General features: G+C 62.9%; 12 protein-coding genes. 3 read left to right on the top strand and 9 right to left on the bottom strand.

Translation table 11 applies throughout. The features are described 5' to 3' along the window. Nucleotides 1–8: 8 nt before the first annotated feature. Entirely contained in the window at nucleotides 9–1,247 is a 1,239-nt protein-coding gene (locus AAG591_RS01115; protein WP_342529058.1) for a threonine ammonia-lyase, read from the bottom strand. 159 nt (nucleotides 1,248–1,406) lie between these two features. On the opposite strand from AAG591_RS01115, the gene AAG591_RS01110 reads away from it, so the two are divergent. The 3 genes from AAG591_RS01110 to AAG591_RS01100 all read left to right on the top strand — a co-directional run bounded on the left by AAG591_RS01110 (nucleotide 1,407) and on the right by AAG591_RS01100 (nucleotide 4,120). Then, nucleotides 1,407–3,068, top strand: coding sequence for an amidohydrolase (locus tag AAG591_RS01110; RefSeq protein WP_342529057.1), 1,662 nt, complete (start codon nucleotides 1,407–1,409; stop codon nucleotides 3,066–3,068). 367 nt (nucleotides 3,069–3,435) lie between these two features. After that, nucleotides 3,436–3,654, top strand: a complete 219-nt coding sequence (locus AAG591_RS01105) for a hypothetical protein (protein WP_342529056.1) — start codon at nucleotides 3,436–3,438, stop codon at nucleotides 3,652–3,654. A 247-nt stretch (nucleotides 3,655–3,901) separates the two neighbouring features. Beyond that, nucleotides 3,902–4,120 carry a hypothetical protein gene (locus AAG591_RS01100; protein ID WP_342529055.1) on the top strand — a complete coding sequence of 73 codons (219 nt, stop codon included), beginning with the start codon at nucleotides 3,902–3,904 and terminating at the stop codon, nucleotides 4,118–4,120. Between the two features lie 207 nt (nucleotides 4,121–4,327). On the opposite strand, the gene tatC is transcribed toward AAG591_RS01100, so the two are convergent. The 8 genes from tatC to argS form a co-directional block, all read right to left on the bottom strand. Then, a complete protein-coding gene (tatC, locus tag AAG591_RS01095) occupies nucleotides 4,328–5,122 on the bottom strand; it encodes a twin-arginine translocase subunit TatC (RefSeq protein WP_342529054.1) in 795 nt (264 codons plus the stop codon). A gap of 1 nt (nucleotide 5,123) precedes the next feature. Beyond that, a complete protein-coding gene (gene tatB / locus AAG591_RS01090; RefSeq protein ID WP_342529053.1) occupies nucleotides 5,124–5,585 on the bottom strand; it encodes a Sec-independent protein translocase protein TatB in 462 nt (153 codons plus the stop codon). 36 nt (nucleotides 5,586–5,621) lie between these two features. Beyond that, nucleotides 5,622–5,882, bottom strand: a complete 261-nt coding sequence (gene tatA, locus AAG591_RS01085) for a twin-arginine translocase TatA/TatE family subunit (protein ID WP_342529961.1) — start codon at nucleotides 5,880–5,882, stop codon at nucleotides 5,622–5,624. Nucleotides 5,883–5,978: 96 nt separating this feature from the next. Then, nucleotides 5,979–6,581, bottom strand: a complete 603-nt coding sequence (gene scpB / locus AAG591_RS01080; protein ID WP_342529052.1) for an SMC-Scp complex subunit ScpB — start codon at nucleotides 6,579–6,581, stop codon at nucleotides 5,979–5,981. Next, a complete protein-coding gene (locus AAG591_RS01075; protein WP_425341621.1) occupies nucleotides 6,578–7,405 on the bottom strand; it encodes a segregation and condensation protein A in 828 nt (275 codons plus the stop codon). The genes scpB and AAG591_RS01075 overlap by 4 nt, the downstream gene beginning before the upstream one ends. Beyond that, the gene (gene nagZ / locus AAG591_RS01070; protein ID WP_342529051.1) at nucleotides 7,402–8,424 is read right to left on the bottom strand and encodes a beta-N-acetylhexosaminidase; all 1,023 of its coding nucleotides are present in this window, start codon (nucleotides 8,422–8,424) and stop codon (nucleotides 7,402–7,404) included. Before nagZ ends, AAG591_RS01075 begins: the two co-directional genes overlap by 4 nt. A gap of 97 nt (nucleotides 8,425–8,521) precedes the next feature. After that, the gene (locus AAG591_RS01065; RefSeq protein ID WP_342529050.1) at nucleotides 8,522–9,583 is read right to left on the bottom strand and encodes an SPOR domain-containing protein; all 1,062 of its coding nucleotides are present in this window, start codon (nucleotides 9,581–9,583) and stop codon (nucleotides 8,522–8,524) included. A 2-nt stretch (nucleotides 9,584–9,585) separates the two neighbouring features. Next, nucleotides 9,586–11,346 carry an arginine--tRNA ligase gene (gene argS, locus AAG591_RS01060; RefSeq protein WP_342529049.1) on the bottom strand — a complete coding sequence of 587 codons (1,761 nt, stop codon included), beginning with the start codon at nucleotides 11,344–11,346 and terminating at the stop codon, nucleotides 9,586–9,588. Between the last annotated feature and the right edge of the window lie 51 nt (nucleotides 11,347–11,397).

Raw genomic sequence — 11,397 nt, 5'->3', positions numbered from 1 at the left:
GAAACGGGTCAAGCAAGCTCGACCAAGTGAACGTCGTAGCCGTTGCCGCGCATGTCCTCGATCAGCGCATCGACCTGGCTCTTGTTGCGGGCCTCGCACTCGATCTCGGTGATCAGGCCCTTCGCCGGCAGTTTGGTGAACACGCGCTGGTGGTACACCTCGATGATATTGATGTTGTGCCGTTCGAACAGGCTGACGACCTTGTGCAGCGCCCCGGGCTGATCCTTCAGCGCAATCCGCAGGCGCGCAAGGCGCCCCTCGCGTGCAAGGTTACGCAGCAGCACGGTGGCCAGCAGGCGGGAATCGATATTGCCGCCGCACAGGGGCAAGCCGATGCGCTTGCCCGCAAACTGTTCCTTGTTGGCCAGCACCGCGGCAAGACCCGCCGCCCCCGCACCTTCGACAACCGTCTTTTCTATCTGCAGCAGTAGCGCGACCGCGCCCTCGAGATCGGGCTCGCCCACCAGCAGGATATCGTCGACCCGTTCCCTGATAATCTCGCGCGTGAACGTGCCCGGCTCCTTGACTGCGATCCCCTCCGCCAGCGTGTCGCCGCCGGCCGGCATCGGTTGGCCCGACAGCGCATGGTGCATCGAGGGGAACAGCGCCGCCTCGACACCCACGACGTCGATATCGGGATTGATCGCCTTGGCGACGGTCGCCATTCCGCTGATAAGCCCGCCCCCGCCGATCGGCACGACGATGCAATCGAGATCGGGCTGATCTTCAAGCATCTCGAGCGCGACAGTGCCCGCCCCCGCAGCCACATCCGGATCGTCGAAGGGGTGGACGAAAGTAAGCCCGCGTTCCTGCTCAAGCTGGCGAGCATAGGCGTAGGCCTCATCGAAGGTCTGCCCTTCGAGAACGACATTGCCGCCAACGCTTTCGGTCTGCATCACCTTCACCGCAGGCGTGGTCTTGGGCATGACGATCGTGACGGGAACGCCCAGCCGCGTGCCGTGGTAAGAAAGGCCCTGGCTGTGGTTGCCAGCCGAGGCCGCGATAACACCGCGCTGGCGCCGTTCCTCATCCATCAGCAGCAGCGCATTGAGAGCACCGCGCTCCTTGTAGGCGGCGGTAAACTGAAGGTTCTCGAACTTAAGCCAGATATCGGCCCCGGCAATTTCCGACAGCGTCTTCGACCTGAGCATCGGGGTACGCACGATCGCATCGCCGATGCGCGCATGCGCGGCCCGCACGTGATCGATGGTCAACTGGTCGAGCGGGTTATGTGCCTGGCGTGTCATGCGGGACGCCTATCGTCGCAATTCCGCCTCGGCAACAAGATGTGACGCCTTGCAGGGGACCGACGCGAAATCGCCTCGCAAGGCGAGCCATTGGCAGCACCGCGCGTTGGCAGTAACCGTGCAGCCGAACCCGCCTGTAAAGAAAAGTCGATCTCCCTGATGAAACTCCGTTCCGTTTCCGCGCTTGCCCTCCTTTGCGCCGCGTCCTTCCCCACCGCCGCACAAGCCGATGTCCTGATCGACAACGTCGACGGAGTACGCATCGACGAGGATGGCGACATCGACCATTTCACCGGGCTGTGGGTCGATGATGACGGAACCATCATCGAGGTGCTCGACAAGCGAGACAAGCGGCCCGAGCGTCCGACATACCTTTCCGACATGAAAGGCCAGATCATCGTTCCCGGCATGATCGACGCGCACCTGCACGTAATGGGCATCGGATTCGGCGCCCTCACGCTCGATCTTTCGGAAACCGAATCGCTGGAGGAAGCGCTCGCGCTGATCGAACGGTTCGCTCGCGAGAACCCCGGGCGTCCGTGGATTCTCGGGCGTGGCTGGAATCAGGAAAAGTGGGGCCTTGGACGGTTTCCGACCGCTGAGGAATTGGACAGCGCGGTGAGCGACCGGCCCGTCTTCCTGGAACGCGTCGATGGCCATGCGGCCTGGGCCAATACGCTGGCGCTGAAAGCAGCTGGCGTTACCGCGAAAACTGCCGACCCGGCGGGCGGCCGGATCGAGCGCCTACCAAATCGGGCTCCTGCAGGAGTATTCATCGACGGGGCCACCGAACTTGTCCAGAAGGTCGTCCCCGAGCCGCGTGCCGCGGATCGCGATGTAGCCTTGCAGGCCGCGCAGAAGATCCTGCTTTCCCAGGGTATCACCGCCGCCGCGGACATGGGCACCACCCTTCTCGACTGGCAGACGTATCGCCGTGCGGGCGATACCGATCAGTTGCGGATCCGGATCATGGCCTATGCCGCTGGCACGGAAGCCATGGAAGTAATCGGCGGGACCGGCCCAACTCCCTGGCTATATAATGACAAGCTTCGGCTGAACGGGGTGAAGCTATATCTCGACGGCGCGCTGGGATCGCGCGGCGCATGGCTGAAAGAGCCCTACTCGGATGATCCCGGCAATACCGGGCTGCCCCTGCTGACCGACACGCAACTGCGCAACCTCATGAGCAGGGGAGCGCTCGAAAACTATCAGGTCGCCGTCCATGCGATCGGAGATGCGGCCAATGCCGAGGTTCTTTCCGCGATCGAGGAGCTGTCGGAGAGCTATCATGGCGACCGGCGCTGGCGCATCGAGCATGCGCAGATCGTTTCGCCGCAAGATATCGAGCGTTTCGGTGAATACGGCATCATCGCCTCGGTGCAGCCGGTCCACCAGACGTCCGACCGGATCATGGCGGAGGCCCGGCTCGGGCCGGATCGTCTGGTCGGAGCCTACGCCTGGGAGCGCCTGAAGGACGCAGGCGCAAGGCTGGCCCTCGGATCGGATGCTCCGGTCGAATCGGCCAACCCCTTCGTTGGCATGGCCGTCGCAATGACACGGATCGACGGCGACGGCTTGCCGCCCGGAGGTTGGTTCCCGCAAGAACGTCTCTCTCGCAAGGATGCGTGGCGTGGCTTCACGAGCGATGCCGCCTATGCCGGCTTTGCCGAAGGGCGGTTTGGCCGACTTGTGAAAGGAGAGAAGGCGGACTTCGTGGTGATCGACCGCGACATCGCCCGCATCCGCCCCGAAGAAATTCGCGATACGCAGGTTCTCGAAACATGGGTCGGAGGAAAAAGGATGTACCGCCGCGGCGAGTGAGGGATCGATGTCGGCATCACGTGTGAGAGAACGACGGATAACCTTTTCTTTACACGGCCTTGCTAGCCGGACCCAGGTCGCCTCGGTAAGCTGCCGACACGCCAAACCGTCCGTGATGGGATGAAACGAGCCTGCTTTGCGATACCGGGAGGATTGCATATTGCACATGGGGAGGAGCTTGCTTAGCATGTGCAGCAATTCTCAGGACGCTCTGGCGCTAAGCACCGGAGATACAAGCGTTGCCGCGAGGCAACATTTTTTGGAACGATAACGCCCGTCGACCTTTGGTCTTGTAATGGGACGACTTTTCGATCAGTAGTCGGCCCGAACAGTTTTACCTCGCAAATCGCGCTAGGAGATATTGAATATGAAAACCCGCAACGTTCTCGTCGGTGCAGCAGCTCTTTCGCTGGCAGCCGCTCCTGCAATCGCGCAGGTTCAGATGGACCGTGCGGCGGCTCCGGTGGCTGGCGAAAGCGAAGCAACCGGGACCGGCATCGTGCTCGGTGTCCTGGCCCTCGCCGCGATCATCGCGGGGATCATCATCGCCGCTGATGGCAGCGACGACGTGCCGACCAGCGCGTAAGCGCTTCAGCCGATAAGGTTACACGAAGGGCTCCCTGATGGGGGCCCTTTTCGTTTTGTGCGGGGGATTTGCACATTTGATCTGGTGGCTCGCGTCGACAGATCACCCCCTTCACGCGTTGCCATTTCGCTACACCTTCGCGGTCGTGGCCAACTGCCTTGCCCGTTCGACTTGTAAAGAACGGCCAACTCGGCCAGATGGTATCGAGACACGAATCACGTGGTCAGGGGCCACTAGGAGACTATAGATGAAAGCTCGCAACATTCTTGCCGGTGCCGCTGCACTGACTCTGGCCGCTGCGCCTGCAATCGCTGAGGTCAATCTGGATCGTGCGGCCGCTCCGGTTGCTGGTGAAAGCGAAGCGACTGGAACCGGCATCGTGCTCGGTATCCTTGCCCTCGCCGCGATCATCGCGGGCATCATCATCGCTGCTGACGGCAGTGATGACGTCCCGACCAGCGCATAAGCTGGTCGTACCAAGAGATTTCACGAAGGGCTCCCCTCGGGGAGCCCTTTTTTATGCTGGGTAACGCCCTTCTGGAGCCGACAAGACTCGATCGAATGATCAAGCTCCGCGCCTTCGTCTTCCTCGCTCGTCACCACTGCACCGGTGATCGCGACCTATAGGATGCAACCCACCAGCAGCGGATTCTGAAAGCCCGCAGCTGCGGACTCAGACCGGATCGGATGCTCCAGCATCCTCACCGTCAGGCTTGCGCTCGCGACGTTCGAGGATCAGCATCAAAAGAAGCGAGCCCTCGAATAGCAAGTAGAGCGGCACCGCGAGGATCAGCTGCGATCCGGGGTCAGGCGGGGTCGCCACGGCCGAAACGGCGAGCACCCCGACCACAACGTACGAGCGGACCTTCGACAGCGCCTTGCGGGAAACCAGCCCCGCCCTCTCCAGCAACAGAAGCAGGACGGGCAGCAGGAAGCACACCCCGAACGCCAGGATGAACTGCATCACCAGGCTCAGATAATCGCCTGCACTCGGCAGTGCCTCAATTGCCAAGTCGCCCGCATTTCCCTGAAAGCCAAGGAAAAAACGGAAGGCCGTTGGCATAACGACAAAGTACGCGAGGCTCGCGCCCGTCAGGAAAAGTACCGGCGTGGCAATCAGGAATGGAAGGAAGGCCTTCTTTTCCTTCGCATAGAGGCCCGGAGCCACGAAGGCCCACAGCTGGTTCGCGATGAAGGGAAAGCTGACGCAAAAGGCCGCGAACAGCGCGACCTTCATCTCTACGAAGAAGACTTCGTACAGCTTGGTGTAAACCAGTTTGCCTTGGCCGTCTGGAAAGGCGTTCGCTAGCGGGCGGGCCAGGAAAGCCAGGATCGGATCGGCGAAATAAAAACATACCCCAAATGCGATCGCGAGGACGAAGACCGATCGCAGCAGCCGCGTCCGAAGCTCGGCCAGATGGTCCATCAGAGGCGCCTGTGTTTCGTCGATATCGCGCAGCACACCCATATCAGGCCTCGCCCTTCTTTGCTGGGGATGCATCTTCAGAGGCGTCCCCGCCGAGAGGCAGTTGCGGCTCTTCCCCGTCTGCCGGCCTGTCCGTCGGGGCGGCAACGCGCGATTCTGCCGACGCGGATGGAACTGCCGGTGCGGGATCATCGGCCGACGGGTCATGTGAAGATTCGCTGCCTGGCGTGCCATCGGGGGGAGGAGCCGGAAGCGGGGTCATCTCTTCATTGGGATGCGCGCGCATGATCTGAGCGTTACGTTCCTGCCACTTCTTCTCCATCTCCTCCATTTCGGCCTCGCGGATCATCGCATCGATCCCCGATCGGAAATGGTTGGACATGCGCCGCAATTGCCCGATCCAGCGACCGGCAGTCCGCAGCGCCATAGGCATGTCCTTGGGCCCGATGACGAGAATCGCGGCAATCGCGATCACCAGCAGTTCGCCAGCGCCGATGTCAAACATGGCACGTATCGCGCATGGAGGATGTGCCTTTTGCGATCAGGATGCGCGGTCGGTCGGTTCGGCCGGTTTGCTCTCGCTCACAGTCTCACCTGCGGGCTTCGCATCGTGGCTCGGCCCCTCGATCCGCGCAGCGGGCTGATCCGCGTCCTTCTTTTCTTCTTCGTTCAGGCCCTGCTTGAAGCTTTTGATGCCCTTGCCGAAATCGCCCATCATTTCCGAAACGCGGCCTCTCCCGAAGAAAACGAGAATAACCACGGCAATGATGAGAATCTGCCAGATACCGACTTGTCCGAACATAAGCGCCTTCTGCGTAAGCCTGCTCAACCTTGAGTGGGATCGCTATAGGGATTGTGCAAGGCAAGTTCCAGACGCGACCCGCGTGGGCGGTATTGATTAGCTGTCACTCTCGCCAACACTGTCGGCGGATCCTGCCTCTGCCATTTCCGCCTCGAACGCATCGTCGACCGGATCGAGCATGCCGGTGGCGCGCAATTCGTCGATGCCTGGCAGGTCGCGCCGCGATTCGAGCCCGAAATGGCGGAGAAACTCGGGCGTGGTCGCGTAGATGACGGGGCGACCTGGCACTTCGCGGCGCCCAGCCGGCTTCACCCAGCCTGCCTCCATCAAAACGTCGAGCGTGCCGCCGGATGTCTGCACGCCACGTATCGATTCGATCTCCGCGCGGCTGACGGGTTCATGATAGGCGATGATCGCGAGGACCTCGGTCGCTGCGCGGCTCAGCTTCCGCAGCGACTCGCGTTCCTTGCGCAACAGGTGGGCGCAATCGGGCGCAGTCTGGAAATGCCAGCGCTTCGCTCGCTCTACCAGATGGATGCCCCGGTCGGAGTAGAATTCGGCCAGACGAGCGAGAGCATCGCGCAATTCGCCCTTGTCCACATCGCCGAGATAGGTGGCCAGCTGATCGACCGTCAGCGCATCCTCCGCAGCGAACAGCGCGGCCTCCAGCGCACGGTCGAGGGATTCGGGCTGGCTCATGCGCTCGCCCGCACCCGCCGCAAGCGTAGCGGGCCGAAGATATCGTCCTGCGAGAGCTCTGCGCGACCCGTGCGGGCCAGTTCGAGCGCGGCGACAAAACTGCTCGCCATCGCGGACTTGCGCAGCCGGGCATCCGCACCGGGGGGAAGAAACTCGCGCAATTCCAACCAGTCCAGACTCATCCCGAGCATTCCCGACACACGATCCAGCGCGCTTTCCAGCGTCATCACCTGCCGGTCCCGCACGGTATGGAAAGCAGGCGCATTGCGTGCCTTCACCTGTCCGTAGGCGCGGACGAGACCGTACCAGTCCGCCTGCCAGGCAATCGAGCGATCGATTCGCAATCCCTCCGGCGCACCGCGTAGAAAGACGTCGCGACCTACGCGATCGCGCGCCATCAGGCGGCTTGCGGCCTCTCGCATCGCACCCAGCCGCTGGAGCCGCAGGTGGAGGCGAAGCGCCAGTTCCTCGGGGCTCGGGTCTTCCTGCTCGTCCTTGGGTAGCAGCATCGCCGATTTGAGGTATGCCAGCCAAGCGGCCATCACGAGATAATCGGCTGCGATTTCGAGCGGCAGCTGCTCCGCACCGTCGATGAATTCGAGATACTGGTCCACCAGGTCGAGGATCGAAATCTGCCGTAGATCGACCTTCTGCTTGCGCGCCAGCTCCAGCAAAAGGTCGAGCGGCCCTTCCCAACCGTCCAGCGAAAGGTTCAATGCGGTTTCATCGCGTGCAGTGGATGCGGCTATTCCCTGCCATTCGCCGCCCGCTCCATCGAGATCGGCGAAGTCGGCCACGGTGCCGCCCTCGGGCAAGTCCGTCACAGCGAGAGCCCGGCTGCAGTAAACAGAGCATCGCGCATGGCGACCAGCGCATCGATGTCTGCAGGTTCGGCGGGGATGTCGACGCTTGCGAGCGCACGCTCCAGCCGCGCCGCGCTTTCTTCGCGTATAGGGCCGCAACGCTCGACGATGCCGGTCATGTCGTCGAGCTTGGCCCAACAGTTCAGCACCAGGTCGCACCCTGCGTCCAACGCACGCACCGATCGTTCGGGGATGCTTCCATCGAGCGCCTGCATGTCGATATCATCGGTCATCAGCAGTCCGTCGAAGCCGATCCGCTGGCGGATGATGTTCTCGATCACCCAGGGCGATTGCGTGGCGGGTCGATCCGCATCCCAATCGGTGAACACGATGTGCGCCGTCATGCCAACCGTCGCGCGACCCGCCAGGCTTTCAAAGGGCGCAGTGTCGATCTTCAGGTCCGCATCCGGCGCCTCGACCACGGGCAGGTCCTTGTGGCTGTCGGCGGTCGCGCGACCATGGCCCGGCATGTGTTTGAGGCAGCCGACGACACCCGCAGAGGCCATCCCTTCGAGGATCGCCCGCCCCAGGGCGGCAACCTGCATCGGCTCAGCACCCAGCGCGCGGTCCCCGATCACATCATCGGTTTCGGACCGCGCAACATCGCACGGCGCATGATAATCGACCGTAATTCCGGCTGCCGCCAGTTCCGTCCCCATCGCCTCGCTGTTGAGACGCATCGCCTCGATGCCCGATGCGGGTGCGTGTTCGAACAGTTCGCCAAAGCGAGCAGGTGCAGGCCACTTGCGCCAAGCTGGCGGACCGAGCCGGGCGACCCGCCCGCCTTCCTGGTCGATAGAGACCAGCAGCCGATCGCGACCGTGGATTTCGCGCAGGCTGTCCGTCAGCCGGCGCAGCTGTTCGGGGCTCTCGCAGTTTCGTTTGAACAGGATGTAGCCCGCAGGGTCGGCCTCGCGGAAGAACGCGCGTTCGTCGGCGGTCAATTCGAGGCCGGAACAGCCGAAGATTGCTGGCGTCATGACAATGGGAAGGTGGCGGGAAAACACACCCGCGGCAAGCACTTGGCCATCCGTGACGGTGGAAAGCCGGGCGAGTGCTCGCCCGCCCGGCTATCGCTTACTGCTTGATCTGGCTTGCCACACCGTCAGCCTTGAGCGCATCGCTCAGGCGGCGTGCGGCGGCCATGTCACCCGGCAAGGCCTGCAGTCGGTAGACGGTGCCGATATCGGCCTCGCCCTTCACGATCCGGTATTTCACGCCGGAAAGCGCGTCGGTCTGGCGAGAGAGCTGACGCCAGCCCGCCTCCGCAGTCGCTTCGTCGCGATAGGCGCCAACCTGCACCGCTATCCGGCTGTCCTGCCCACTCGAAGCACTTGGCTCGGGAGCGGGCTTTGCCGCCGGCTCCTCGCTTGCCCTGGCGACCGGCTCGGGCGTAGCGGAACTCTTCGCAAGGCGCCCTTCTCTGGTTTCGCCATCGCCGACTGCGGGGGCCATGTCGCCCGTGCCCTCGAATGTCTTGCCGCCGGGGTCTTCGGGACGTTCCTTGTATGGGCCTTCCGGCGCTTCGATCGTGCTGCCGTCGGCGAGCGGCGTGCCGTCGTTGCTGCGACTGGTGAAGTACCAGATTCCTCCAACCAGCAAGGCGAGCACGACCAAGCCAAGTACGACAAAGCCGGTAATCCTCCACGCATCGACGCTCTCGATCTCTTCGTAGTCCGAGGATTCGAGCCACGGCAGGGCGTCGTCGTCGCTCACCAGGCCCAGATCTTCGCCTTCGAAAGCGTGCTCGTCTTCTTCCTCGTCGAGAGCAGCGCCGTCGAACTCTCCATCTTCGGCGAGCGTTTCGGCTTCGGCCGTCCCTTCGGATTCGTCGCCGACTGCGGATTCTTCGGGAGATTCCGGCATATCGTTCCGGTTTTCCGATTGTTCATCGGGAGTATTGGCAACCGTCCCCCCCTCGTCGGAGCCAGCCTCCAGTTCCATCGCGGGCTGTTCTTCGGCAGGAGCCTGCGCGTCAACCGCCGGATCGGAATGATCCTGCCGGGCAGCCTCCTCGGGCCGATCGTCCACCGTCGTGTCACCCGCGTCAGTGCGGGATTCTTCGGCTGGTGGAGCCCCCTCCTCCGTGCGCGCCTCAGGATCGCGCCGCGCTTCGTCGTGATCGTCCCCATCGATCATCGTCACATCTCCTCAACGGCCTCCACACCGAGGAGACCAAGTCCATTCCGGATTACCTGACCTATTTGCGCGACCAGATAAAGCCTTGCACCGCTCAGGCTTCGATCCTGTGTCAGTATGACCCTTTTCGAAGGATCATCGTTGCCGGCATTCCAGAAGGCATGAAACGCGGCTGCGAGATCGTAGAGATAAAAGGCGATCCGGTGCGGTTCGCGTGCCTGCGCGGCCGATTCGACCAGCCGCGGATACTGCGCCGCCAACTTGACAAGCGCGATGTCGTCTTCGGTCAAGCTGTCCACAGCTTCGTCCGATGGCGCGAGGCCTTCTTCCGCCGCCTTGCGCATCGTGGAGCAAATGCGGGCATGCGCGTACTGCACATAGAAGACAGGGTTGTCCTTCGATGCTTCGACCACCTTGGCGAAATCGAAGTCCATCTGCGCTTCGGGCTTGCGCGTCAGCATGGTGAAGCGGACGACGTCTTTCCCCACCTCGTCGACCACGTCGGCGAGCGTCACGAAGTTGCCCGAGCGTTTCGACATCTTCACCGGTTCGCCATTTCGCATCAACTGGACCATCTGGACCAGTTTGACGTCGAACGGCACCGGCGTGCCCTTCCCCTCGCCCAGCGCGGCGACGGCGGCCTTGATCCGCTTCACCGTGCCCGCGTGGTCCGCGCCCCAGATGTCGATCAGCGCGTCGGCATTCTCCGCCTTTTGCATGTGATAGGCGAGGTCGGCGCCGAAATAGGTCCAGCTTCCATCCGACTTCTTGATCGGGCGATCCTGATCGTCGCCGAATTGCGTGCTGCGGAACAGCGGCAGCTCGACCGGCTCCCAGTCGTCTGGCGTTTTGCCCTTGGGCTTCTCCAGCTCGCCATCATAGACTAGGCCCTGTTCGCGCAGCCATTTCTCGGCTTCGGCGGGTTTGCCCGCAGCCTGTAATGCGGCCTCCGACGCGAAGATGTCGTGTGCGATGCCCAGCTTGGCGAGATCGGCGCGGATCAGGTCCATCATCGCCGCTACCGCCCGGGGGCGGAACAGCGGCAGCCAGTCGCTTTCGGGTGCAGAGACGTATTTGCCTCCGAATTCCTCGGCCAGCGCCTTGCCGACCGGGATCAGGTAGTCGCCGGGATAGAGCCCCTCGGGAATCTCCCCGACATCCTCGCCAAGCGCCTCGCGATAACGGACGTGTACGGAACGAGCGAGGACATCGACCTGCCCACCCGCATCGTTGACGTAGTACTCACGCGTAACCTTGTGACCGGTCGCAGCGAGCAGGCTGGCAAGCGCATCGCCCACCACCGCTCCGCGACAATGGCCCATGTGCATCGGCCCGGTCGGGTTGGCGGAAACATACTCGACATTGACGCGGGTGCTCTCGCCCATTGCGGACTGGCCGTAACCCTCGCCCAGCGTCGCAACCGCGCGCACTTCGTCGATCCAGGCGCGCCCGGCGATGCGCAGGTTGATAAAGCCCGGCCCGGCGATTTCGGCACTTTCGATATCGGGATCGCGATTCAGATGCGCGACGATCTTCTCGGCGAGCGCTCGCGGATTGGTTTTCGCCGCCTTGGCGAGCACCATGGCCGCATTGGTGGCGATATCGCCATGCGAAGGATCGCGCGGCGGCTCGACCGCGACATTGGCGCGGTTCGTATCTGCAGGCAGCGCGCCCTCCATCTCGAGCGCGTCGAGGATGGCGTCGATGCGCTCCGCAAAGGCGGCGTAGATGGTCTTGCTCTCGGACATGTTCGTATCGGTCATGCCCGACCGCTTAGCCGGTTTGTCCGCGCCCGCAAGGGAGCGCGCACGCCG

Source organism: Citromicrobium bathyomarinum (assembly GCF_038594485.1).
In the GTDB taxonomy this organism is placed as follows: Bacteria; Pseudomonadota; Alphaproteobacteria; order Sphingomonadales; family Sphingomonadaceae; genus Alteriqipengyuania; species Alteriqipengyuania bathyomarina_A.
The sequence above is the reverse complement of the archived record's forward strand: the minus strand, read 5'-3'. Positions and strand labels throughout refer to the sequence as shown.

What these genes read in the sequence shown, in the direction of transcription:
- AAG591_RS01115 (WP_342529058.1), bottom strand. Translation starts at nt 1,247, where the DNA reads ATGACACGCCAGGCACATAACCCGCTCGACCAGTTGACCATCGATCAC.
- AAG591_RS01110 (WP_342529057.1), top strand. Translation starts at nt 1,407, where the DNA reads ATGAAACTCCGTTCCGTTTCCGCGCTTGCCCTCCTTTGCGCCGCGTCC.
- AAG591_RS01105 (WP_342529056.1), top strand. Translation starts at nt 3,436, where the DNA reads ATGAAAACCCGCAACGTTCTCGTCGGTGCAGCAGCTCTTTCGCTGGCA.
- AAG591_RS01100 (WP_342529055.1), top strand. Translation starts at nt 3,902, where the DNA reads ATGAAAGCTCGCAACATTCTTGCCGGTGCCGCTGCACTGACTCTGGCC.
- tatC (WP_342529054.1), bottom strand. Translation starts at nt 5,122, where the DNA reads ATGGGTGTGCTGCGCGATATCGACGAAACACAGGCGCCTCTGATGGAC.
- tatB (WP_342529053.1), bottom strand. Translation starts at nt 5,585, where the DNA reads ATGTTTGACATCGGCGCTGGCGAACTGCTGGTGATCGCGATTGCCGCG.
- tatA (WP_342529961.1), bottom strand. Translation starts at nt 5,882, where the DNA reads ATGTTCGGACAAGTCGGTATCTGGCAGATTCTCATCATTGCCGTGGTT.
- scpB (WP_342529052.1), bottom strand. Translation starts at nt 6,581, where the DNA reads ATGAGCCAGCCCGAATCCCTCGACCGTGCGCTGGAGGCCGCGCTGTTC.
- nagZ (WP_342529051.1), bottom strand. Translation starts at nt 8,424, where the DNA reads ATGACGCCAGCAATCTTCGGCTGTTCCGGCCTCGAATTGACCGCCGAC.
- AAG591_RS01065 (WP_342529050.1), bottom strand. Translation starts at nt 9,583, where the DNA reads ATGATCGATGGGGACGATCACGACGAAGCGCGGCGCGATCCTGAGGCG.
- argS (WP_342529049.1), bottom strand. Translation starts at nt 11,346, where the DNA reads ATGACCGATACGAACATGTCCGAGAGCAAGACCATCTACGCCGCCTTT.